The following is a 23,287-nucleotide window of genomic DNA, read 5'->3' on the forward strand; positions in this document are numbered from 1 at the left end:
GAAGGGGTCCGGTGGGCCGGTGAAGGGGGTGCCATTGCTTCCGAACTTACCGACGCCCGGCACCCCGGCACCCTTCTGGGTCAGGATGGGAAACGAATGCGTCCACCTTCCGCGGATCCCGCCTTGAGTTCGGCCACCCCTTCAGCGCCCGCCTCGGCCCCTTCCCTCCTCACCACCCGATCCGAGGAGATCTTCGCCGCCGCCCAGACACTCATGCCCGGGGGCGTCAGTTCCCCCGTGCGGGCCTTCAAGTCGGTGGGCGGCCAGCCGATCGTCTTCGACCGCGTCAAGGGGGCCTACGCCTGGGACGTCGACGGCAACCGCTACATCGACTACGTCGGCAGCTGGGGGCCCGCCATCTGCGGCCACAGCCACCCGGAGGTGATCGCCGCCCTCCACCAGGCCCTGGAGAAGGGCACCAGCTTCGGCGCCCCCTGCGTGCTCGAGAACGAGCTGGCCGAACTGGTCATCGCCGCCGTGCCGTCGGTGGAGATGGTGCGCTTCGTGAACTCCGGCACCGAGGCCTGCATGGCGGTGCTGCGGCTGATGCGCGCCTTCACCGGCCGGGAGAAGGTGATCAAGTTCGAGGGCTGCTACCACGGCCACGCCGACATGTTCCTGGTGAAGGCGGGCTCCGGGGTGGCCACCCTCGGCCTGCCCGACTCCCCCGGTGTGCCCCGCGCCGTCACCGCCGGCACCCTCACCGCCCCCTACAACTGCCTGGAGTCGGTCAAGCAGCTGTTCGCCAACAACCCCGGGGAGATCGCCGGGGTGATCCTGGAGCCGGTGGTGGGCAATGCGGGCTTCATCACCCCCGAGCCCGGCTTCCTCGAAGGCCTGCGCGAACTGACCAAGGAGAACGGCGCCCTGCTGGTGTTCGACGAAGTCATGACCGGCTTCCGCATCAGCTACGGCGGCGCCCAGGCCCGCTTCGGCGTCACCCCGGACCTCACCACCATGGGCAAGGTGATCGGCGGCGGCCTGCCGGTGGGGGCCTACGGCGGCCGGGCCGACATCATGGCGATGGTGGCCCCCGCCGGCCCCATGTATCAGGCGGGCACCCTCAGCGGCAATCCCCTGGCCATGACCGCCGGCATCAAGACCCTGCAGCTGCTCAGCCAGCCCGGCACCTACGAGCGGCTGGAGACGATCACCAAACGGCTCATCGACGGCATCCGCGCCGCCGCCGCCGAGGCGGGCATCCCCTTCTGCGGCGGCAGCATCAGCGCCATGTTCGGCTTCTTCCTCTGCGAGGGGCCGGTGCACAACTTCGAGCAGGCCAAGGCCGCCGACACGGTCCGCTTCGGCCGCCTGCACCGCGGCATGCTCGAGCGCGGCGTCTACCTGGCACCGAGCGCCTTCGAGGCCGGCTTCACCTCCCTGGCCCACAGCGACGCCGACATCGACGCCACCATCGACGCCTTCCGCGACGTCTTCCTGTCGCTGGCGTGAGCGTCGGTCGTCTCCTGGGGGTCGGCACCGGGCTGCTGACCCTGACCCTGCTGGCGGGCTGCGCCGCTGACCCCGGCAGCAAGCCCGTCGACGTGGCCGGCGGTGTGCCGGTGGGGGCGGTGCTGGCCCTGACGGGCAACGCCAACGTCTACGGCCAGGACCAGAAGATCGGCCTCGAGCTGGCGCTCCAGCACCGCAACGGCGCCGGTGGCATCAACGGCAACCCCCTGAAGCTGGCCCTGGAGGACAGCGGCAGCGACGAACCGGGGGCCAACGCGGCCTTCACCCTGCAGATCAACCGGGGCGTGCTGGCCCTGATCGGCCCCACCCTCTCCCAGCAGGCCTTCTCCGCCGATCCGATCGCCCAGCGCCGCGGCGTGCCGGTGGTGGCCCCCTCCAACACCGCCACCGGCATCCCGGAGATCGGCTTCTTCATCAGCCGGGTCTCGGCCCAGAGCTCGGTGATCGCGCCCCTGGCCATCGAGCGGGCCCTGAAGATCCAGCCGGGCCTGAAGCGGGCGGCGGTGTTCTACGCCCAGGACGACGCCTACAGCACCGCCGAGACCACCATCTTCCAGAAGGCCCTCAAGGAGAAGGGCCTCGATCCGGTGACGGTGCAGCGCACCCAGCTCAACGACCAGGACTTCCAGAACCAGATCAGCGCGGCCCTGCGGGAGAAGCCCGACCTGATCGTGCTGTCGCTCCAGGCGGTGGACGGCGGCAACCTGATCCGCCAGCTGCGGGAGCTGGGGTACAAGGGCCTGATCGTGGCCGGCAACGGCATGAACACCCCCAACATCTATCCGATCTGCCAGAAGTACTGCGACGGTCTGCTGATCGCCCAGGCCTACAGCCCCGAACTCGACACCCCCGCCAACACGGCCTTCCTCAAGGCCTTCCAGGCGGCCAAGGGCGGCGCCATCCCGCCCCAGCTCACGGCCCAGGCCTACACGGCGCTGCAGGTGATCGGCGACGCCCTGGTGCGACTGGACAAACGCCAGCCCCTGAAAGGCGCCACCCTGACGGCGGCGCGCAAGGCCCTGATGGAGGAGATCCTGGCCGGCACCTACGCCACCCCCCTGGGGGAGATCCGCTTCACCCCGGAGGGTGAGGTGATCCAGAGCCAGTTCTTCGTGGCCCAGGTGCGCATGGATCCGGGCGGGCGCAGCGGTCGCTTCGCCCTGCTGAAGTGATCGCCGGGTGGACCTGCTCCAGATCCTGGTCAACGGTCTGTCGGTGGGGGCGGTCTACGGGCTGTTCGCCCTCGGCTACACCCTGGTGTTCTCGGTCCTGGGGGTGATCAACTTCGCCCATGGGGCGGTGTTCACCCTGGGGGCCTACTTCACCTACCTGCTGATCGGCGGCGCGGTGGGGGCCAACGGTCTGCTGGCCGGCTTCCAGCTGCCCTTCGCCCTGCCCTTCTGGGGCGCCCTGCCCCTGGCGGGGCTGGGGGCGGCCCTGGTGGCCCTGCTGGTGGAGCGGGTGGCCTTCCGCCCCCTGCGCCGCCGCCGGGCCGATCCGCTGCTGGCCCTGATCACCAGCCTGGGGGCCGGGGTGATCCTGGTGAACCTGATCCAGCTGCTGGTGGGGGCGGAGAGCTACGCCATCCCCACCGGCGCCCTCGGCGGCCTGCCGGCCTCCTTTCCCCTGCTGGGCGCCCGGGTGCGCACGGTCCAGGCCCTGCTGCTGGGGATCGCGGTGCTGCTGCTGGCCCTGCTCACCCTGTGGCTGGAGGGCAGCCGCAACGGCAAGGGGCTGCAGGCGGTGGCCGAGGACGCCGAAACCGCCCAGCTCCTCGGCATCGACAGCACAGCCATGGTGCGCCTGGCCTTCGGACTCAGCGGCTTCCTGGCCGGGGTGGCCGGCGGCCTGGTGGGGCTGAGCGTCAGCATCGCCGGGCCCTACTTCGGCATCGGCTACGGCCTCAAGGGGCTGGCGGTGCTGGTGCTGGGCGGGCTGGGCAGCGTGCCGGGGGCGGTGCTGGGCGGCCTGATCGTCGGGCTGGCGGAGGCGTTCGTCCCGGCTGACTGGTCGGGCTACAAGGATGCGGTCAGCTACGGCTTCCTGTTCCTGGTGCTGCTGCTGCGGCCCCGGGGGCTGCTGGGCCGGCCGCTGCCCACCAAGGTGTGAGGGCCATGGACGCCGCCCTGCTCGAACAGATGCTGCTCGGCGCCCTCCTGGCGCTCTCGGTGTACCTGCCGTTGCGCTGCGGCCAGCTGTCGCTGGCCACCCCGGGCTTCTATGCGGTGGGGGGCTACGTGGCCGCCCTGCTCTCCACCGGCGTCCCCGCCTTCGCCGGCAGCGGCGCCACCTCACCGTTGCCGGCCCTGCTGGCGGAGATGGTCCTGGGCGGGGCCTTGGCGGGGCTGATCGCCCTGGCGATCGGCGGACCGGTGCTGCGCTTGCGGGGGATCTACCTGGCCATCGCCACCATCGCCCTGGTGGAGATCCTGCGGGTGCTCAACCTCAACCTGCCCTTCACCGGCGGAGCCATGGGGATCTTCGGCATCCCCCAGCCCTTCGCCCATGCCGAGGGCTACGTGCTGTTCACCCTGGGGCTGCTGGCCCTTGCCTGCTGGCTGTGCCAGCGGCTGGAGGCCCTGCGGCTGGGGCGGGCGATGGCCGCCATCCGCGACGACGAACTGGCGGCCGCCTGCGTCGGCATCGACACCCCCCGCACCAAGCTGATCGCCTTCGTGGCCAGCGCCGTGCTGGCCGGCGTCACTGGCGCGCTGGCAGCCCACTTCTTCAACTCCTGGAACGCCCGGGCCGGCAGCTTCGACGCCAGCATCACCACCCTGGCCTTCGTGGTGTTCGGCGGTTCCCGCCTGTGGCCGGGGCCGGTGCTGGGGGGGCTGGTGCTCACCGCCCTGCCGGAACTGCTGCGGCCGGTGGGGGACCTGCGCCTGATTCTGTTCGGCGCGGTGATCCTGCTGGGTCCGCTGTTCTTTCCCCAGGGACTGGTGACGGCGGAGCGGCTGCACTGGCTGGCCGCCCGGCTGGGACGAGGGCGCCACCGGGGCCGTCAGGCGCCGCAGACCTCATGAACCAGAGCCCCGACGGCACCGCCCCGGCGCCCCTGCTGCAGGTAGAGGCGGTCAGCTGCCGCTTCGGCGGCCTGCTGGCCCTCGATCAGGTGAGCCTGGCACTGGAGGAGGGGGAGATCTTCGGCCTGATCGGCCCCAACGGTGCCGGCAAGACCACCCTGTTCAATGTGATCTCTGGCCTCACCCCCCCCAGCGGCGGCCGCTGCCTGTGGCGGGGGGCGCCCACCACGGGCCTGGGGGCCAGCGGCCTCAACCGGCTCGGCATCGCCCGCACCTTCCAGAACCTGCGCCTGTTCGAGAGCCTGTCGGTGCGGGAGAACGTGCTGGTGGGCCTGCACCACGCCGCCCGCGCCCCCCTGCTGGGGTCCCTGCTCGCCAGCGGCGCCTTCCGCCGGCAGCAGGGGCAGCTGCAGGAGCGGGTGATGGAGCTGCTGAGCCTGCTGGAGCTGGAGGCCCTGGCGGAGCAGCGGGCCGGGGACCTGCCCTACGGCGACCGCCGCCGGCTGGAGATCGCCCGGGCCCTGGCGACGGCACCGCGGCTGCTGCTGCTGGATGAACCCGCCGCCGGCATGAACCCGGCCGAGAAGGACGACCTGCGGCGGCTGATCGGGACGATCCGCGCCCACTTCGCGCTGACGGTGCTGATCATCGAGCACCATGTGCCGCTGATGATGCAGCTCTGCGACCGGCTGGCGGTGCTCAACTTCGGCAGGCGCATCGCCCTGGGCAGCCCCGCCGCGGTGCGCACCGATCCACGGGTGATCGAGGCCTATCTGGGCAGTTCGGGTGGCAGTTCGGGCGGTGCCGGCGGAGACGGCCGATGAGCGCGCCGCTGCTGGAGCTGCGTTGCCTCACGGTGCGCTACGGCGCCCTCACCGCTCTGCGGGGCCTCGATCTGCAGGTGAGGGAGGGGGAACTTGTGGCCCTGCTGGGGGCCAACGGCGCCGGCAAGAGCACCACCCTGCGGGCCATCTCCCGGCTGGTGGGCGCCGCCGCCGGCCAGGTGCTGTGGCGCGGCGCCGACCTGGCGGGGGTGAGCACCCACCGCACGGTGCGCCTCGGCATCGGCCACTGCCCGGAGGGCCGCCGGGTGCTGGCCCGCCAGACCGTGGCCACCAACCTGGAGCTGGGGGCCTGGCTGCGCCGCGACAGGGCCGGCATCGCCGCCGACCTGGAGCGCTGCTACGGCCTGTTCCCCCGCCTGGCGGAACGGCGCCGCCAGCTGGCCGGCAACCTCTCGGGCGGCGAGCAGCAGATGCTGGCGATCGCCCGGGCCCTGATGGGCCGGCCCAGCCTGCTGCTGCTGGATGAGCCGAGCCTGGGCCTGGCACCGAAACTGGTGGCCGAGGTGATGGCCGCCCTGGCGGGGCTGCACGCAGGCGGCCTGTCGATGCTGCTGGTGGAACAGAACGCCACCGCCGCCCTGGAGATCGCCGACCGCGGCGTGGTGCTGGAGGGCGGCGCCATCGGCCTGGAGGGCAGCGCCGACGCCCTGCTGGCCGATGCGGGGCTGCGGGCCTCCTACCTGGGGAGCGGCTGACGATGCTGCAGGTGCCGCTGCTGGAGCCCCTGCTGGTGCCGCTCCTGCTGGTCGGGCTGGTTGCCGTGGCCCTGGTCCTGGTGCGGGTGGTCGGGCGCCCCTGGCTGGAGCGCACCATCCTCGAGACGGACACCCCCTCCGGCAAGGCTTTCGACGCCGTGCTGATGCTGGCGATCGCCCTCAGCGTGCTGGCGGTGGTGCTGGAGAGCGATCCGCTGCTGCGGCAGCGCTGGGCCGGCGCCTTCCTGGGGCTGGAGTGGGGCTTCACCCTGCTGTTCAGCCTCGAGTACCTGCTGCGGCTGCGGCTGGTGGCCGAGCCGCGGCGCTACGCCACCAGCTTCTTCGGGCTGGTGGACCTGCTGGCGATCCTGCCCACCTACCTGGGGCTGCTGATCGGTGGCGGCCAGCTGTTCCTGGTGGTGCGGGTGCTGCGGCTGCTGCGGGTGTTCCGGGTGCTGAAGCTGGGGGCCTACCTGCAGGAGGCCGAACTCCTCTGGAGCGCCCTGATCGCCGCCCGCCGCAAGATCACCGTGTTCCTGCTGGCGATGGTGACGCTGGTGATCCTGATCGGCGCCTTCATGTACGTGATCGAGGCCGGCAACGACGGCTTCCGCAGCATCCCGGTGGCCATCTACTGGGCCTGCGTCACCATCACCACGGTGGGCTACGGCGACGTGGCCCCGGTGACGCCGCTGGGGCGCTTCATGGCCTCGGTGGTGATGCTGATCGGCTACAGCATCATCGCCGTGCCCACGGGCATCCTCAGCGCCGAGATCGGCCTGTCGGTGCTGCGGCCGCCGCAGGAGGACCAGACCAGCCCGGTGGTGTGCGGGACCTGCCTCAAGGGCGGGCATGACCCGGATGCGCGCCACTGCAAGTTCTGCGGCGCCGAACTCTGAGTGACGGGGGGTGATGGCGCCGTGATGGTGCCAGGCCATTGTTATGGTGTGATGTCGTGGTAAACGCCGCATTCCGTTGCCGTCCATCCGTCCACCCCAGCTCACGCCAGCGGAAGGGCTGGCGTGAGCGATCATCCTTTCTCCCTGTGGCTGAAGCGCCTGGGACAATCCCGGAACCAAGGCCGATCAAGCCAGCGCCCTGAGCCTCAACCGCGCCGGAACGACCGCAAGGCCCGGCGCCCGCGCAAAGGGAGCCCCCGAAGTCCGGGGACACCGCGATGGCGCCTGGCCGTGCTCGGCGCTTCGGGGTTGATCCTCGTCGTCACCATCGGACTGCTCGGCAAGCTGGCCTTTTCAAACGAACCCGCCTCCGAGCTGGCCATGAAGGACCGGCGGCCGGAGCAACAGGCGGATTGCGAGCAACTGGTGAAGAACAAGCTGCTGCATCCAGCCAGCTACAAACTGACCAGCCCGTTTACGAAAACCGGCGATGACGGCGCGCAGCGCACCTTCGCATGGACGTTCACCAGCCGGAGCAAGGATGGCGGGACGGGCAGGGGTTCCGCCGTCTGCAAAGCCAGCAACCACCTGCCGATCGCGACCATCGAAGTCCGGCAGGTCGAGTAGGCGGGGCGGATCGGCTTCCTCGAGCGGCTGAAGAGGCTGCTGGTGCCGCTGCTGCTGGTGCCGCTACTGCTGGGGGGCCACCCGGCCGACGCCCGCCACGGCAAGCACTGCAGGGCCTCCCTGGGGGGAAGCCCATCCAGAGACCGCCGCATCCGGAGCCCCGGGCCCGGCCATCACCGTCACCGGCTGCTGGAGCGCAGCTAACCACAACCTGCGTTTTCATTACATCTTGAGCAGCAAGAGATCAACAAAGATCACATCGAACAGGCGAGAGTTGTGGACAACTCGCACCCCGATACGATGCCGGAAGCGGCCATCGGCGGATGAGAAAAGCAGGGAATCAGAGACAGATGGCCAGCGTTCAGGATGAACAACTCGATCAGCCCATCGGCCAACGCATCGGGCACCCCGGTGCCAGTCATGACAACCGGAAGGCTCCGGATCGACGGCGGGGCTGGCAGGCGCTGATCAAGGACACGGCCCCCGGCGCCCTGGCCCTGCTGGTGGCTTCGGCGTTCCTCAGTCCGGTCGAGCCTGCCGCTGCCGCGCCGCTGGAAGTGACGTTCAACGGCACGATCTACACCGTCGATCTCTCCCAGTGTTTCGCGCCTGGAAGGATCCTGGGCTGCAATGGAGCCACGGACTTTCGGCAGAGTTCCTGGTTCGGCAATTCTCAGCTGGCCCAGAGTCTTTCGGCAGCCACAGGAGACCAGCTGGGACTTCCCAATCCTGCCCTGGGAACTGGCCTGGGGCCCAATTTTGTCTGGCAGTCAGGAAGCCCTGCCCAGTTCAACGAAAGCGCGCTTCCTTTCGATGGATTTGTGTGGGATCCGGTCCTGAACATTTCCTATTCCAGAGGGGGAAGCTGGAACAGCCTCACCGGCGCGTCCACGTACAGCACCGTGTGGCTGGCCAAGGAAGTGGTGGCTCCGCGGCCCCTGGCCGGTCCCATCCTGCCGGGTAACAACGGCACCAGCGTCAACACCACCTCCAGCCTGCTCGCCGGCAGGCTTCTGCCCCAGTTCAAGGGCGGCACCCTGGCGGTGTCGGCCTCCGGCACGACGGTGGCCAACAATTTCAGTCTGGATGACTCCAGCACCAATGCCATCGATGCCGCTGGCAACAACGCCACCTTCAGTGGTGTGTTCGCGGATCAGGCCGGCCTGCAGGGGAGCATCAACTTCAGAAACTCGGGTGCCAACGGAGCTGTTGTGCTTCTCAGCGGCCAAAGCACCTATCAGGGCCTCACGTCCATCTGGGACAACGCCACCGTGGACATCGGCATCACCAATGCCCTGCCCACCAGCACCGAGCTGATCCTCTTTGGCAATGGACGCCTCCGCCTCAGGGACAACAACCAGACCATTGAGGCCCTCGGTGGTGCCGGTGCCATCGAACTGGGAGCCGGCAACCTCACGCTGAACCTGAATGCCCCGTTCACGCGGAACTCCAGTGTGGACATCAGCGGCAGCGGCAACCTGATCAAGGACGGCAGCTACACCCAGGTGTTCAGTGGCGCCTTGGGCCACACCGGACAGACGCTCATCAATGGAGGAAGCCTGATCCTCAACGGCACCAGCACCTCGGATGTGCTGATCCAACCCAATGCGCTGCTCGGAGGCAACGGCGTCATCAGCGCCAATGTCCTCAACTTCGGCACGGTGTCTCCGGGTCAGCAGAGCATCGGCACCCTGACCATCAACGGAGGCTCCTATCTCCAGGACACCTCCGCCACCCTGGCCATTGATGTGGCCGGATCCGGCCAGAGCGATCTGCTGCAACTGACGGGCTCCGGTGTCGGGCAGTTTCTGCTTCTGGAGGGAAACCTGCGTCTGACGAGCTTTCAGGGAGCCTCCATCACGCCCGGGATGATCTACACCGCCGTGACCGTTCCACTGGGCACGGTCGGCGGGGACCCAGGGCTTTTCGCTGACACCGGCGGCGTGGCGGGAACCAGCGGCTTCCGGTTCGTGCGTGATGAGGACGCGGCCTTCACCTTGCTCGCCAATGGCACGGCCGTCGCCGATCCCGACAAACTGCAATTCGGCTGGCTGCAGCTCAGCCCGACGGGCTCGGTGATCCCCACCAACACCCCGCCTGGAATCGCCACGATCGCCGCCGTGAAGCCGACGGGTGGCGCCCTGACCCAGGCCATCACCGGAACCATCCCCACCCTGCTGCAGCAGTGCACGGCGAACACCGGCAATGCCGCTGCCTGTCAATTCAACCTGACTGTGGGTGGTTCCTCAGGAGCCAACGGGCCCAATGGCAACAGCATCCCCACGGCCAAAGCCCTGGATGCCGGCATGTCTTCGGTGTACGCGGCCGCGAGCCAGGGCCTCCGGGGTGGTTTTGCCATCCCCACCATCAATGGCGGCTTCAGTGGCTACAGCAGCAACCAGGCCCTGGCGGCTGCTGTCACACCGGATTTCATCGCGGTCTATGGAGCCCTCTACAGCCTCCCCAACCGGGCCCAGCTGAACCAGGCCCTCCACTCCATCACCGCCGAGCCCTATGCCTCGATGCAGACGGTGGCCCTGGCGGCGCTGGAGCAGTTTCGCCGCCAGACCCTCTCCCTGGGCGACAGCACCCAGGCCATCCGGCTGTTCACCGAAGCGGAGGTGTGCCGGGCCGCGGACGGCACCTTGATTCCCGCCGACCGCGATCCACGGCCCCTGGACTGCCAGCCCCTGAAGATCCCCCAGGCCAGCCGCTGGTCGCTGCTGATCGATGCCACCAATACCCAGGCGAGCATGACCGGCACCAACGATCTCTCCTCCCTCGACTACAACATCTTCCAGAGCAGCTACGGCCTCCAGTACGACGTCTCCAGGCAATGGAGCGTGGGAGCCAACTTCGGCTATGGCCAGGCGAATCTCTACAACATTCAGTATGCCAACGCCTCCATCAGCTCGGACACCTACAGCGGCAGCCTCTGGGGCCTCTATCGACCGTCCAGACCCTGGAAGATCAAGGGAATGGTCGGTTACACCAACTTCCAGTCCAGCGCCAACCGCAGCATCAACTTCGGCAGCCTTGACCGCATCGCCACCGCCAGCTTTGGCGGTACGGGCTTCACCACGGCCCTGCAGGCCGAATACGACTGGATCCTCTCGGCGGACAAGGCCGATCGCAACGCCGTCCGGCTCAGGCCCAACGCCACGGTGGCCTACAGCCGTTACAACCAGGCGGGCTTCTCCGAATCGGGCGCCCAGTCGCTCAACCTGAGCGTCGACGGTCACAGCGCCGATTCCCTCGTCTTCGGCATCGGCTTCACCCTGGAAACCCCCCTGCAGCTGAGCAGCAGCACCCGCCTGATCCCACGGCTCTCGCTGGGCTACGCGTATGACACCGACGCGGGCACCCATCCCGATCAGGAGCAGCAGCTGACGGCCTCCTTCGCGGAGGTCCCGGCCCTGGGGGCGATCGACGTGCAGGGCCAGAACCGCGGTGCCGACGACCTGACCGTCGGTCTGAACGTGGAACTGGAAACCTCCGACCAGTTCTCCCTCTACGCCGGGGTGGCCGGATCCTTCCGAAGCAACGTCAATGAGCTCAGCTACGGCTGCGGCCTGCGCTGGCGCTTCGGGGGGCCGCCCCGGGCTGCTGTCGCCAAGGGCGGGACCGTTGCCGCACCGGCCCCGGAACCACCCGTGCCCATGCCCTCCGAACCCGTCACACCGACCATTCGCGGCCTCTGGTGAGCAGGATCGGGAGAACTCCGCCCGTCATGCCGATGGAGGACTCCAGCCGCAGCGAAGAACTCAGGGCCCTTGGCTGGCCGGAGCCGGAGGTGCGCCGCTACCGCCAGCTCTGGACCCACCGCAGCCGCTGGGGCGCCGCCAACCTGGACCGTGATGAGCGCCGGTTCCTGCGCCGGGGGGAGGACGCTCTGATGGCGGTCCGTCAGGACTGCTTCGTGGCGCTGGATTTCGAGACGGCCGATCAGGGCCGGGACAGCGCCTGCTCGATCGCCCTGGTGCGGGTGGAGGGACGCACCATCGTGCGCCGCGAGCACCACCTGATCCGGCCGCCGCGCCGGACGTTCCAGTTCACGTCCATCCACGGGATCAGCTGGTCGCAGGTGGCCGATGCGCCCAGCTTCGCCGAGCTCTGGCCCCAGCTGGCGGCCTGCCTGGATGGGGCGCAGTTCATCGCCGCCCACAACGCCAGCTTCGATGCCGGTGTGCTGCGGGCCTGCTGCGAGCAGGCCGGCCTGCGCCCCCCGGCCCAGCCCTTCGTCTGCACCGTGCAGGTGGCCCGGCAGGCCTGGAATCTGCGGCCCACCAAGCTGCCGGATGTGTGCCGGCATCTGGGGCTGCCGCTCCAGCACCACGATGCCCTCTCCGACGCCGAGGCCTGCGCCGGCATCGTGCTGGCGGCCGGTCAGGAGGGGACGGCCGGCTTGGCCCGCAGCCGCTGAGGCCGCCCCCTCAGGCTCCAGAGCAGGGCCAGCAGGAAGCCGAAGAACTGCACGATCACCACGCAGGGGCCCGACGGCAGGTTGGTGAGGCCCGAGCCGAGCAGCCCCAGCACGGCGCAGCCGCCGCCGATCACCGAAGAGAGCACCAGGTAGGTGCCGAAGCGGCGGCTCACCAGCCGGGAGGCACAGGCGGGGATCACCACGAAGGCGCTGATCAGCAGCACCCCCACGGCCTTGATCGACACCGCCACCACCACGGCGAGCAGCAGGATGAAGGCGATCCGGTGCCACTGGCTGCCCACCCCGAAGGCCCCGGCCAGATCGGCATGCAGGGTGACCAGCACCTGGGCCCGCAGGCTCACCAGCAGGTAGGCCACCGCCGCCACCAGCAGCACGGCGATCAGGGCAAGGTCCAGCCAAGAGATGCCGAGGATGTCGCCGAACAGCAGTTGCTGGATGCCGCCCTTGTAGGTGGTCACCAGGCTGAGGGCCACCACCGCGAAGGCCAGGGAGGTGGAGTAGACGATGTTCAGTAGGGCATCGGTGGGCAGCTGGCTGCGCTGCACCAGCAGGTTCACCAGCAGGGCGAACAGCACCGCGAAGGGGATCAGCACCAGGGTGGGGTTGAGCCCCAGCAGGATGCCCAGGCTGATGCCCAGCAGGGCGGAATGGCCCAGGGCATCGCTGAAGAAGGACAGCTGGCGCAGCACCGCGAAGCTCCCCAGCAGGCCGCCCAGGGCCCCGGTGAGCAGCCCGCCGACCAGGGCCCGCTGCATGAACGGCTGGCCGATCACGGCGCTGAACGGGGAGAACTCCGTCATCCGATCCGGGGACGGCCCATGGGTGCCTGGCGCCGGGGATGGCTGGGAAGGTCGGCCGGGTCGTAGAGGCGCTCCAGCTGGGCCCGGGACAGGGCCAGTTCGGGATGGCCGCTGCAGCGCAGCTGGCGGTTGAGGCACAGCACCTGGTCGCAGCTGCGCCGCACCATGTCCAGGTCGTGGGAGACCTGCAGGACGGTCCAGCCCTCACTGCGGCGCAGGTCGAACAGCAGGCTGTGGAACTGCTCGGTGGAGGGGGCGTCCAGGCCGGCCTGGGCCTCATCCAGCACCAGCAGGCGCCGCGGCCGCACAACGCAGAACGCCAGCAGCACCCGCTTCAGCTGCCCCCCCGAGAGCTCGCTCAGCAGGCGCACGGCCAGGGGACCGCAGCCCGTCTTGGCCAGGGCGGAGTGCACGGCGGAGCGGCGCGCGCCACCGCCGCTCCAGGGCAGACGCGGGCCGGGCGGATCCCAGCCGAAGCCGACGAACTCGGCCACGGTGAGGGGCAGGCGCCCCTGAAGCGGCAGGGCCTGGGGCAGGAAGGCCAGCTGGGCGCGGACCTGGGCCGGCAGCTGGCCGGCGGGGCCCAGCCGGTGGCCGAGGATCCGCACCTCCCCGGCCTGGCGGGGGATCAGGCCCAGAATCGCCCCCACCAGGGAACTCTTGCCGGCCCCGTTCGGCCCCACCAGGGCCGTGTCGCTCTCGGCCGCGAGCTGGAAGCTGACGTCGTCCACCGCCAGCACCCCATCGCGCACCACCCGCAGGCCCTCGACCTCCAGCACGGCCATCAGCGGAAGGCGCTCACCAGGTCGGTGACATTGCGGCGCATCACTTCGGCGTAGGTGGCCGGGTTGCGGGAGGACTCCTCGGTGCCCGTCTCCATCGGATCGAAGACGCTGATGCGGATCCCCAGATCCCCGGCCAGGGCGTTGAAGGAGCGGTTGCCCTCCTGGGGTTCACTGAGCAGGGCCCGCAGCTGGGTGCGCTTCACCGTCTCCGCCACCCGGGCCAGATCCGCCGGCGAGGGGTTCTGCTCCGGCACATCCACCAGGTAAGCGGCCTTGAGGCCGTAGCGGTCGGCGAAGTAGGGGGCGAAGTCGTGCAGGACCACGAAGGTCTTGCCCCGGAACGGCGCCAGCTGCTTCTCGAATTCCGTATTGAGCTGGCGCAGCTGGCCGCTGAAGGCGGCGGCGTTGCGGCGGTAGCCGTCGGCGCAGGCGGGATCGGCGGCGATCAGGCCGTCACGGATGTTGTCCACCTGCTGGGCGGCGCGCACCGGATCGAGCCAGATGTGGGGATTGATCGGGCCATGGTCATGGCCGTGGTCGTGGCCGTGGTCGTCGTGGCCGTGGTCGTCGTGGTCCTTGGCCTTGGCCTCACCGCTCGCCTCCGGGTTCTCCAGGGTGGCGATGCCACGGCTGGAGTCGATCACCTTCAGGTCGGGGTTCTCGGCCCCCTTGACCAGCTTGTCGAGGAAGGACTCCATCTCCAGACCGTTCTTGACCAGCACCTTGGCGTTCTTAAGGGCCGCCACATCTCCTGGCCTGGCCTGGAAATCGTGGGGGCCGCTGGCGGCGGGGATCAGGGCGGTCACCTCGGCGCAGTCGCCGGCCACGGCCCGGGTGAACAGGGTGATCGGCAGGAAGGTGGTCACCACCCGGGGGCGATCGGCCCGGCCGGCCTGGGCTTCCGGCGCCTGCACGGCGGGGCGGCAGCCCAGCAGCAGGGCGGACAGCCCCGCGGCCAGGGCCAGGACGGGACGACGGACGGGGGGCTGGGTCATGGGGCGAAACCTCCGGAACGGGGTGGGCGGGAAGGCTGGGGGCGGGAAGGCTGTGGGCGAGAACGGACAGATGGGGGCAGGCTGACGGGCCAGAGCCACCACTGCCCCTGGTCGCCGCCGGCGACGAGGTGGCGGCCATCGGGTCGCCAGCTCAGGCAGGTGATCGCCTGGCCGTCGCCCTCCAGCAACTGCTGCAGGCGGCCGCGTCCATCCCAGAGCGCCACGGTGCCATCGCTGGAGGCGCTGGCCAGCAGGCTGCTGCCGGGGGCGAAGGCCACGGCGTTGACGCGGCCCTCGTGCAGCACCAGGGGCTCGGGCTTCCAGCCCTTGGCGCCACGATCCTGCTGGCTCCAGAGCACGGCGATGTCGGTGGAGGCCACCGCCAGCAGGGGGGCCAGGCGCCCAGGCTTATCGCACCAGGCCAGGGAGCGCACCTTGCCGGGGAAGCCGCTGAACTGCCAGCCGCGGCCGGCGGCGCCGTCGGGCCAGAGCATCAGCGAGCCGTCGAGCTGGCCACTGGCCAGCAGGGTCCCCTGGTCGGACCAGCCCAGGGCCACGCCGGCCGAGCCGGTGGCGCAGCGCTGGGGCGGCTCAACGGGGTCATCCGGCCGCCAGAGGAGCACCTCGCCGTGGCAGGCGGCCGCCAGCCGCTGGCCATCGCGGCTCCAGGCCAGGGACAGCACCGTGCGCTCCAGCTCCTGGCTCTCCTCCCGCAGCGCGCGGGCGTCCCCGTCCCAGAGCCTCACCCGCCGGCCGGCCCCCAACGCCAGCAGGGCGCCGTGGGGCCGCCAGGCGGCCGCATCCAGCCAGCCGGCCTGCAGCGGCACCGGATCGAAGGCCATCGGCCGCACCCCCGTGCCGCCCATCTCCCAGAGCAGCAACTCGCCGCTCTGGCCAGCCGCCATCAGAAAACGGCCGTCGGGACTGAAGCCGAGCACATCGAGGCTGCTGTCCCGCTCCCCGCGCAGCAGCTCCTCGCAACCCGCCCGGAAGTCGAGCAGCAGCAGCTCCCCACCGGCGGTGGCCATCGCCAGGAATTCGCCATCGGCCGACCAGGCCTGGGTGGTGATGGCGTTGCCGCAGGTGCCACAGAGACGTTCCTGCACCAGGGCCTGGGGGGGCGCCATGGCCGGATCAGGCGACACAGGCCTCAAAACCGGCCCGCAGGGCGGGTTCATCGAGATCGCGGCCGATGATCACGAAGTCGGTTCTGGGGGTTTCATCCGCCCGCCAGGGACGATCCCGGGCGCTGTCGATGAGCATGTGCACCGACTGGAAGACGTAGCGGTGGCTCTCGCCATCGATCTGGAGGATGCCCTTCATGCGGAACAGATCGGGACCCCGCTCGCTCACCAGCCCATCGATCCAGCGTTCCAGCTTCCTGTAACTCATCGGCCGCTCTTCGATGAAGGCCACCGAGCTCACGGCATCGTCGTGTTCGTGGTCATGGTCGGAGGCAAGGAACTCCGGATCGATCTCCAGGGCCCGCTCGAGCTCGAAGGCCCCCACGCCCAGGATCTGGTCCATGGCCGCATCGGCCCGGCAGGTGGCAATCACCCGGGCCAGGGGATTGATGGCCCGGGTGCGCTGGCGAATGGCCTCGAGCGCCTCCGCCTCCACCAGATCGGTCTTGTTGAGCAGCAGCACATCGGCGAAGGCCAGCTGTTCCTGCACCTCCTCGCTCTCCCAGTGCTGCTCCACATGCCGGAGGTCGACCAGGGTGACGACGGCGTCGAGCCGAAGCTGGTCCCGCAGGTCCTCATCGACGAAGAACGTCTGGATCACGGGGGCCGGATCGGCCAGGCCGGTGGTCTCGATCACCAGGTGATCGAAGCGGTCACGGCGCTTCATCAGGTTGCCGATGATACGGATCAGATCGCCGCGAACGGTGCAGCAGATGCAGCCATTGTTCATCTCGAAGATCTCCTCATCGGCATCGATCACCAGCTGGTTGTCGATGCCCACCTCACCGAATTCATTGACGATCACCGCCACCTTGAGACCGTGCTCGTGGGTGAGGATGCGGTTGAGCAGCGTCGTCTTGCCCGAGCCGAGATAGCCGGTGAGGACGGTGACGGGCAGGCGATCCCGATCAGGGGCCATGGAAGGGGCCGAGCGCATCGGAGCAGAACCCAAAGGGCCGGTCATGGGAATCATTTTCAACCTAGCAGCCCCGGCCTCTCTTGGCCGCCGTGGTGGACTGCCTGCGGCTCCGTCCTGAGGTTCAGCCCCAGGGCGCCATGGCCGAATGGCCCCACGTGGTGATCGTGGGCTGTGGCTGCGCCGAGCTCAAGGCCTGCCATGTCCTGGCGGGACAGCCGGTGCGCGTGACCCTGATCGACAGGCGCAACTTCAACCTCTTCCAGCCCCTGCTCTACCAGGTGGCCTCCGGTCAGGTGTCGGAGGCGGGTGTGGCGCCTCTCAGCTCGGGTCCCTGCTGGTGGAGCATGGACTGGTCGATGCCGATCCCTGAAGGGGTCCCTGGTACGCCAGGCCGCCTGGGGTGATGATCTTCGCTGGCCAACCCCGAACCGCCAACAGCTCAGACAGATCATCCAGCCGATCGAAGCCTGTCGCTGTGCCCCCTTCACCGCCATCGGCAAGCCCTGAACGCTGAGGGGCAACCTGGCGGGCTGTTGGTCACCCATCCTCAACCACAGCCCCAGGCTCGTTGATCACATCGATAGGAAGTCAAGTAGGAGCTGTTCTTGATATGGCTGGAGAAGCCAGATGGTGTTGCCAGATGACAGGAGTAAAGAGGGCCTGGATAGATGAGGGTCTAGACATCTTTGGTGTCTTTGGATGCCGCTTTGGCCAAAGCCTGCTCTCGTTCACGCGCAAGTTTTCTGGCTCGGGCGCCAGCGAGATCCATGCCAAGAAGAACGATCACACTTGCCACTAGCCCGACAGCAACCATCCAATTCAGGGCGCTGCCAACATCGATCACATGCCCGCCGACGAGGGCGGGAGCAAACCAGATGGCGATAAAGACTGGAGCCACAGCCATCGCAAAGAAAAACCACATGTCATTCAGAATTTTTGTGTCGGCCGAAGTCGGATTGAAACGCCGAATCCAGGAGGAGACCGGTGCGCCTGGCTCAACACCTGGACGAACTCCGAAAAAGTTACTCAGCTCATGAGAACCCCACCGCTCCCATAGCCACCGCAACACACGACTTGATGCGTAGATCGTGATAAGGGAACCGCAGGTTGCCAACCAGACTTCTCTGCTAGGTGGCACTGGGGTCGTATGTCGAATCACGCCCGGAAACAGGACATTGACTCCGCTGGTCATCTGCGCAAAAGTCCACATGCACAATGCTCTCCAGGCCCCGGCATGGGACAAAACCACGGCCAGAGCAGAGCCTGTCGCAAGCAAGTTCGCTGCGGACAAGGACCTCACACGCCATCTCCGCCGAACCTTGCCGGTAACATAGGAACCCGTAGGCAGAGCACTCAGTGACTTCCACGGCTCACCAATAACATGCACAAGAGCCCAAGATACAAGGGAAACAAATTCTTCTGTATTCCGCCAATAGGTCGTGTGATCACTTACCAGAGAGCGTTCATTCACGATTTCAATTGACTCTGGCCCAATCACGTCAGACTCATGATCCATCAACGAACCATTGGAAACCGGGTCGTCGGTGGCATAGAGATCCACCCACCATAGGCCCTGCGCCCTGAATTGAGACCCGTACCAGTTAATCGCGTGAGCTGGGTACTCGAAGAGATACATGAACACCAAGAATATAAAAATGCTGATGCCTGCCATTCCAGTAACCATGGCTCCAAACGTCCCAAGGATCTTCGCTCCAGTCAGCGAGAATCCAATCATCAGGACAGCCGCAAAAGTAAGATAGATACGGCCGAAGAAACCATCATTCTCCTTGGACATCTGTTCCAGTTCCTCAAGCTTTCGCAATCCCGATCCGAACGTCAAAAGCAAAGCAACTTCAGGTGGACGAGCATGGCGCAGCGCTCGGTGGGCCACCGCGCCACCTTGGGAGTGCGCAATCACGGCCACACGCTTGCATCGCTCCGAAAGCCAAACCAGATCACGATGCACCTGAGCGATCATGGCGGCCTGCTGCATCGGACTCGCCACCAACACCAGACTGTCACCGAGAAAACTTGCCAGCAGACCTTCCATCGCGAGCAGCACTCGGCTCAGACCAGGAATGGGCAGCAAACCAAACATCACGACAGCAGCAATGCATAACTCGAGCAATACAGCTAATGGCAAGGAAAACAACAGCATCAAAAAGTTCTTCAGCAGCGACAGCACTGCAGGAACTCGCGCAAGTCCAGATTGAGCTCTGAAAGCCCTGACCGACCGCCTGACACGAACACCGAAGTGCGACCCCATCGTCCAAGGCACGATGGCGATGAGCCAGGTGGCCAGCGTACGAAACCTAGGTGCGGCAAACGACTCAGCCCACCACGACTCGGCCATCAGCCATCGCGACTCATGCAGAGTGCCCTCCCTGTCCAACGCATGGAGCTCAAGAAGGGCATGGGATGGCGCATCATTAAACGTGGTAGTTACCTGGGCATCACGCAGGACGGCACGTGCACATACGAAGTTACCGGCGGCATCATTCACCACCTCCTCCAACGGTTTCAACGGACCTTGTGGCGTATCCATCGACAGGCCAGTGATGAGGCAATTCAGGGTCTCGAAGTGTTTGGTGGTATCAATAGAATTCCCTGGGCCGCTCCAACTCGGCGCCTTACGGGCAAGCCAGTCACGCTCCTGGGAAAAGGTAAGGCCAGTAAACGACCAACTGCGAGCAATTCCATCGAAGCGCTCCTGGAACCAGCGATAAAGTGGCTCCCCAAAGCTGACGAGTGTTGATCCCCGTTTCTGCTGTCCAATGCCATGAACGAACAGCACGCCAAGATCTTGCCTTTCGTCCGAGCTTCCCATCGTTGGAGGGGCAACGACCACAGCAGGCCTGTGCAACGAAAGTGCACGGATTCAGGACACGAGTCCCATCCTATGCCCGTCGCGACGTCCAGCCGAGAAGTCGGTTCAGGTGTTGGCTGGATTGGAGTGGTGTGACAAGGTCGGTGCGTAGCTATTCAAGGTACGTCAAAGGCCCTGTGGAGCCAATTACCTCCAGAGATGAACTCCACTCCTTGCATTCCCGCAGAATGGGACTGACCTGGCAGGAGAGATCAACTGAAGATTAACGACTCTACCCACAACTTTTCTTGCATCATCAGACAGCTGGCGTAGCCAGGCCAGAGTAAAAAACAGCGCGTCGCAGCCACGGACCCATGGGAAAGGGTTAACCAGGGACATGGCGAGGCAGGGGACGTGATTTTTTTCACGATTCGAAGCAACTTCCTGCAGACCACACCTTCCCTTACCAGTCAAACCGCTGCCATTACTACAACCCCTACCCCAGTGATCTGGATACGTTGAGAGACCCTGGAGGCGTGCGATGGCCCCGGAACGCTTCTTCCTCGAGCTGGATCCGCCCCACGGCGCCATGGCCGACTGGCCCCACGTGGTGATCGTGGGCGGTGGTTTCGCCGGGCTCAAGGCCTGCCATGTCCTGGCGGGACAGCCGGTGCGCGTGACCCTGATCGACAAGCGCAACTTCAACCTCTTCCAGCCCCTGCTGTACCAGGTGGCCTCCGGCCTGGTGTCGGAGGCGGATGTGGCGTCCCCCCTGCGGCAGATGGTGGGCCAGGCCCCCAACATCCAGATCCTGCTGGGCGAGGTGGTCGACATCGACACCGAGGCCAGGGAGGTGGTGTTCAACGACCACCGCTACGCCTACGACCACCTGGTCCTCGCCAGTGGATCCGGCAGCACCTACTTCGGCCACGAGGAGTGGCGGCCCCTGGCGCCGCCGATGAAGATCCTCGAGCACGCCGATGAGATCCGCCGCCGGCTGCTGATGGCCCTCGAAGAGGCCGAGCAGACCAGGGATCCCGAACGGCGCCGCTTCCTGCAGTCGGTGGTGGTGGTGGGGGCCGGGCCGGCGGGCTGCGAGCTGGCCGGCTCCCTGATCGAGCTGATGCACCGCGCCGTAGAGCGGGACTTCAAGCAGCTCGACCGGGCCCAGTGCCGGGTGATCCTGCTGGATGCGGTGGACCGGGTGCTGCCGGCGATGGCCGCCAATCTCTCCGCCGATGCCTCGGCCTACCTGGAGCGGGCCGGGGTCGAGCTGCGCCTGAACACGATGGTGGCCGCCATCGAACCGGGCCGGGTGCTCCTGCGCCGCCCCCCGGATGCCACCGGCGAGGTGGACACCGGCGGCGTTGGCCTCGGCGACCTGGAGGCCGCCACGATCTGCTGGACCGCCGGGGTGCGCGCCTCCCGCCTGGGCCGGCTGCTGGCCCAACGCACCGGCGCCCCCGTCGACCGGGGCGGACGGCTGCAGGTGGAGGCCGACTTCTCGCTGCCGGGGCACCCGGAGATCCGGGCGGTGGGCGACCTTTGCCATTACGCCCACACCGGCGACGGCCGGGTGCTGCCGGGCATGGCGGGGCCGGCGGTGCAGATGGGCGGCTGGGTGGCGCGCGACATCCTGGCGGGTCTGGAGGGGCGCCGCAGCGCCCCGTTCCGCTGGTTCGACCTCGGCAGCATGGCCGTGATCGGCCCCTGGTACGCGGTCGCGGATCTGCGCGGGCTGCACGTGAGCGGGCTGGCGGGCTGGATCCTGTGGGCCCTGGCCCATCTGGCCTTCATCCCCGACACCGAGAACCGCATCGCCCTGTTCAGCAAGTGGATGTGGCAGATCGCCACCCGCCAGCGCACGGCCCTGCTGATCACCGGCCGTCCCGACCAGCACCTCGGTGTGGATGTGGGGCTGGAGCGGGCCGTGCCGCCCGATGGCCTTTCTCAGTTGCCGGGGGCGCCCCCTTCCGGCCCCTTGAACCGGTTGATCAGCACCCCCAGGATCACGGCGATGTAGAGCGGCCCGGCAATGCCCAGCACCACGCTGGCCATGCGGGCCGGCGGCTTGGCCGGAGTGATGTCGCCGTAGCCGGTGGTGGTCAGGCTGACGAAGGCGAAGTAATTGATGCGGGCGAAATCCAGCTCCCAGACGCTGTGGGCGCGCCCCCCCGCCTGGGAGCGAACGATGGCGGCCTGGCCATCGGCGGTGTTGGCCAGGAAGCTGCCGGGCTGGATCGTTTCCAGCACGCTCAGCACCAGGCCACCACTGAGGCCGAGCAGGAGATAGCCGGCCACCGCCCCGACCACCACCGAGCGGGTGGCCCGGGGCTCCCGGCCCAGGCTCCGCACCAGCCGCACCAGGCTCCAGCCGATGAACAACGTGGTGATCAGCAGCAGGGGCACCCCGGACAGCCGCCGGGACTCGGGGGTCAGCAGCCAGTACAGCTGGAGAAAGGGGTTGGTGCATCCCAGCGCCAGGAACAGACGGTCGCTCCAGGAACGCCCGACCCCGCCGGCCAGGCAGCCGCTCAGTTCCACGGTGGTGAGGACCGTGATCAGGAGGTAGCTCACCGATCCGACCAGGCTCAACGTCTGGGGAAACGCCAGGCTGAGCATCACCAGCACACACAGCACCAGCAGCCGGCGGTAGAAGCGATGCCGCCGGCGCACCAGAACCTCCGTCGTCGCCGGCGCTGCCGAAGGTCGGATCACGGAGGCGATGGATCGGAACCGACAACGTACGTCGGAAGTCTGCGGCGGCCAGCGGCCCCGAGGCGCGGATCCGCCCAGCGCATCGATACTGGACACACCCGCAAGGAGCCCGATGGCCTTCCGTTTCCGGCCCGCCGCCTGCCTGCTGCCCGCCGCCGCCGGGCTCCTGCTGGCGGTGGCCCCCCTGGCCCCGGTCCTGGCCCAGGGGATCCCCTTCAACGAGATCCGGGCCCTCAACCTGGCCCGCAACGCGGCCGTGCTCAGCAACGGCGGGCTGACGGTCTACACCCCGGCCAACTGCATGTTCAGCACCTCGGCGGCCAGCAATCCCTGCCTGGTGCGCAGCGATGCCGAGGGCTTCGTCTACCGCTTCCTCGGAGGTCCCCCCGGCTGGGAGGCCAAGGGCCTGCCGGCCACCACGGAAACGGAGATCAGGATCGCCCCGGACGGCCGCACGGTGGTGGCGATCCTCTACAACGGCCCGCCCCGCACCCGCTGAAGCCGACGGTCGGCCAGGGGAAAGCGGCCTAACCTCCCACCAGCCTCCCCAAGCCCTTGTCCGTCCCCGCTTCCCCCACCCTCCGCTGGGTCACCGCCGGCCTGCTGCTGGTGGCGGCCGTCCTCTGCCTGGCGCTTCCCTTCGTGTCGGCCACGCTGCTGACCATCGCCCTGGGCGGGGTGGCCGCGGCGGCGGGCGTCTCCCAGCTGCTGCGGCTCACGTCGGCCGATGACACCCGCAGCAAGGTGTTCCGCGCCATCTCCGGGGTGCTGTACGTGGTGGGCGGCATCGGTCTGGTGGCCTTCCCGGTGGCCAGCACCGTCAGCCTGACCCTGTTCATCGGCGTGCTGCTGGCGGTCGAGGGGGTGATGGAGCTGGCGGGCGCCGCCGCCGGCGCCGGGCCGGCCCGGGGCCTGGTGCTGCTCGATGGCATCGTCACCGTGGTGCTGGGGGGGATGCTGATCGCCGAGTGGCCCTCCGACAGCCTCTGGGCCATCGGCACCCTGTTCGGCTTCGGCCTGGCCTTCTCCGCCTTCAACCTGATCACCGCCCCCGCAGCTCCCCAGGCCTGA

21 protein-coding genes and 1 pseudogene are annotated in these 23,287 nt (G+C 68.1%); 15 read left to right on the forward strand and 7 right to left on the reverse strand.

Features of this window, described 5'->3' with window-relative positions; all coding sequences use genetic code 11:
* The first annotated feature begins 96 nt into the window (after nt 1-96).
* The 11 genes from hemL to H6G99_RS13855 all read left to right on the forward strand — a co-directional run bounded on the left by hemL (nt 97) and on the right by H6G99_RS13855 (nt 11,988).
* Entirely contained in the window at nt 97-1,452 is a 1,356-nt protein-coding gene (hemL, locus tag H6G99_RS13805) for a glutamate-1-semialdehyde 2,1-aminomutase (RefSeq protein WP_190612086.1), read from the forward strand.
* On the forward strand, nt 1,449-2,645 hold the full coding sequence (locus H6G99_RS13810) for an ABC transporter substrate-binding protein (RefSeq protein WP_094583996.1): 1,197 nt from the start codon (nt 1,449-1,451) through the stop codon (nt 2,643-2,645). The genes hemL and H6G99_RS13810 overlap by 4 nt, the downstream gene beginning before the upstream one ends.
* Nucleotides 2,646-2,652: 7 nt before the next feature.
* Complete coding sequence (locus H6G99_RS13815) at nt 2,653-3,582, forward strand: branched-chain amino acid ABC transporter permease (protein WP_094583995.1); 930 nt, start codon at nt 2,653-2,655, stop codon at nt 3,580-3,582.
* A 5-nt stretch (nt 3,583-3,587) separates the two neighbouring features.
* The gene (locus H6G99_RS13820) at nt 3,588-4,499 is read left to right on the forward strand and encodes a branched-chain amino acid ABC transporter permease (protein ID WP_190612088.1); all 912 of its coding nucleotides are present in this window, start codon (nt 3,588-3,590) and stop codon (nt 4,497-4,499) included.
* The gene (locus H6G99_RS13825; protein ID WP_190612089.1) at nt 4,496-5,323 is read left to right on the forward strand and encodes an ABC transporter ATP-binding protein; all 828 of its coding nucleotides are present in this window, start codon (nt 4,496-4,498) and stop codon (nt 5,321-5,323) included. Before H6G99_RS13820 ends, H6G99_RS13825 begins: the two co-directional genes overlap by 4 nt.
* Entirely contained in the window at nt 5,320-6,039 is a 720-nt protein-coding gene (locus H6G99_RS13830) for an ABC transporter ATP-binding protein (RefSeq protein ID WP_190612091.1), read from the forward strand. The genes H6G99_RS13825 and H6G99_RS13830 overlap by 4 nt, the downstream gene beginning before the upstream one ends.
* Before the next feature lie 2 nt (nt 6,040-6,041).
* The gene (locus tag H6G99_RS13835) at nt 6,042-6,938 is read left to right on the forward strand and encodes an ion transporter (RefSeq protein WP_190612092.1); all 897 of its coding nucleotides are present in this window, start codon (nt 6,042-6,044) and stop codon (nt 6,936-6,938) included.
* A 309-nt stretch (nt 6,939-7,247) separates the two neighbouring features.
* Nucleotides 7,248-7,565 (forward strand): hypothetical protein, encoded by a 318-nt coding sequence (locus H6G99_RS13840; RefSeq protein ID WP_190612094.1) that lies wholly within the window; start codon nt 7,248-7,250, stop codon nt 7,563-7,565.
* 42 nt (nt 7,566-7,607) lie between these two features.
* Entirely contained in the window at nt 7,608-7,769 is a 162-nt protein-coding gene (locus H6G99_RS13845; RefSeq protein ID WP_190612096.1) for a hypothetical protein, read from the forward strand.
* 146 nt (nt 7,770-7,915) lie between these two features.
* The gene (locus tag H6G99_RS13850) at nt 7,916-11,269 is read left to right on the forward strand and encodes an autotransporter family protein (RefSeq protein ID WP_190612101.1); all 3,354 of its coding nucleotides are present in this window, start codon (nt 7,916-7,918) and stop codon (nt 11,267-11,269) included.
* 32 nt (nt 11,270-11,301) lie between these two features.
* Nucleotides 11,302-11,988 carry a 3'-5' exonuclease gene (locus H6G99_RS13855; RefSeq protein ID WP_286191166.1) on the forward strand — a complete coding sequence of 229 codons (687 nt, stop codon included), beginning with the start codon at nt 11,302-11,304 and terminating at the stop codon, nt 11,986-11,988.
* Here the strand turns inward: H6G99_RS13855 and H6G99_RS13860 are convergent.
* From H6G99_RS13860 to H6G99_RS13880, 5 genes are read right to left on the reverse strand one after another with little or no spacing between them, the layout of a single operon-like run.
* Nucleotides 11,952-12,809, reverse strand: a complete 858-nt coding sequence (locus tag H6G99_RS13860; RefSeq protein ID WP_190612103.1) for a metal ABC transporter permease — start codon at nt 12,807-12,809, stop codon at nt 11,952-11,954. The two genes, H6G99_RS13855 and H6G99_RS13860, sit on opposite strands and share 37 nt — an antisense overlap.
* Nucleotides 12,806-13,594 (reverse strand): metal ABC transporter ATP-binding protein, encoded by a 789-nt coding sequence (locus H6G99_RS13865; RefSeq protein WP_190612105.1) that lies wholly within the window; start codon nt 13,592-13,594, stop codon nt 12,806-12,808. Before H6G99_RS13865 ends, H6G99_RS13860 begins: the two co-directional genes overlap by 4 nt.
* Complete coding sequence (locus H6G99_RS13870) at nt 13,594-14,589, reverse strand: metal ABC transporter solute-binding protein, Zn/Mn family (RefSeq protein WP_190612110.1); 996 nt, start codon at nt 14,587-14,589, stop codon at nt 13,594-13,596. Before H6G99_RS13870 ends, H6G99_RS13865 begins: the two co-directional genes overlap by 1 nt.
* Nucleotides 14,586-15,716 carry a WD40 repeat domain-containing protein gene (locus H6G99_RS13875; RefSeq protein ID WP_190612111.1) on the reverse strand — a complete coding sequence of 377 codons (1,131 nt, stop codon included), beginning with the start codon at nt 15,714-15,716 and terminating at the stop codon, nt 14,586-14,588. The genes H6G99_RS13870 and H6G99_RS13875 overlap by 4 nt, the downstream gene beginning before the upstream one ends.
* Nucleotides 15,717-15,723: 7 nt before the next feature.
* Nucleotides 15,724-16,692, reverse strand: coding sequence for a CobW family GTP-binding protein (locus H6G99_RS13880; protein ID WP_199297205.1), 969 nt, complete (start codon nt 16,690-16,692; stop codon nt 15,724-15,726).
* A gap of 137 nt (nt 16,693-16,829) precedes the next feature.
* Between H6G99_RS13880 and H6G99_RS13885 the strand changes: the two are divergent.
* Nucleotides 16,830-17,006: pseudogene (locus tag H6G99_RS13885) on the forward strand (NAD(P)/FAD-dependent oxidoreductase); the annotation flags it as partial.
* Between the two features lie 362 nt (nt 17,007-17,368).
* Here the strand turns inward: H6G99_RS13885 and H6G99_RS13890 are convergent.
* A complete protein-coding gene (locus H6G99_RS13890; protein ID WP_190612114.1) occupies nt 17,369-19,486 on the reverse strand; it encodes a hypothetical protein in 2,118 nt (705 codons plus the stop codon).
* A 553-nt stretch (nt 19,487-20,039) separates the two neighbouring features.
* Between H6G99_RS13890 and H6G99_RS13895 the strand changes: the two genes are divergently transcribed.
* A complete protein-coding gene (locus tag H6G99_RS13895; protein ID WP_190612116.1) occupies nt 20,040-21,521 on the forward strand; it encodes an NAD(P)/FAD-dependent oxidoreductase in 1,482 nt (493 codons plus the stop codon).
* Here the strand turns inward: H6G99_RS13895 and H6G99_RS13900 are convergent.
* On the reverse strand, nt 21,449-22,216 hold the full coding sequence (locus tag H6G99_RS13900) for a potassium channel family protein (RefSeq protein WP_353617253.1): 768 nt from the start codon (nt 22,214-22,216) through the stop codon (nt 21,449-21,451). The two genes, H6G99_RS13895 and H6G99_RS13900, sit on opposite strands and share 73 nt — an antisense overlap.
* A 112-nt stretch (nt 22,217-22,328) precedes the next feature.
* On the opposite strand from H6G99_RS13900, the gene H6G99_RS13905 reads away from it, so the two are divergent.
* On the forward strand, nt 22,329-22,715 hold the full coding sequence (locus H6G99_RS13905; RefSeq protein ID WP_190612117.1) for a hypothetical protein: 387 nt from the start codon (nt 22,329-22,331) through the stop codon (nt 22,713-22,715).
* A 56-nt stretch (nt 22,716-22,771) separates the two neighbouring features.
* Entirely contained in the window at nt 22,772-23,287 is a 516-nt protein-coding gene (locus tag H6G99_RS13910; protein WP_094583980.1) for an HdeD family acid-resistance protein, read from the forward strand.

This window comes from Synechococcus sp. FACHB-909 (assembly GCF_014698945.1).
Classification (GTDB): Bacteria; Cyanobacteriota; Cyanobacteriia; order PCC-6307; family Cyanobiaceae; genus Cyanobium.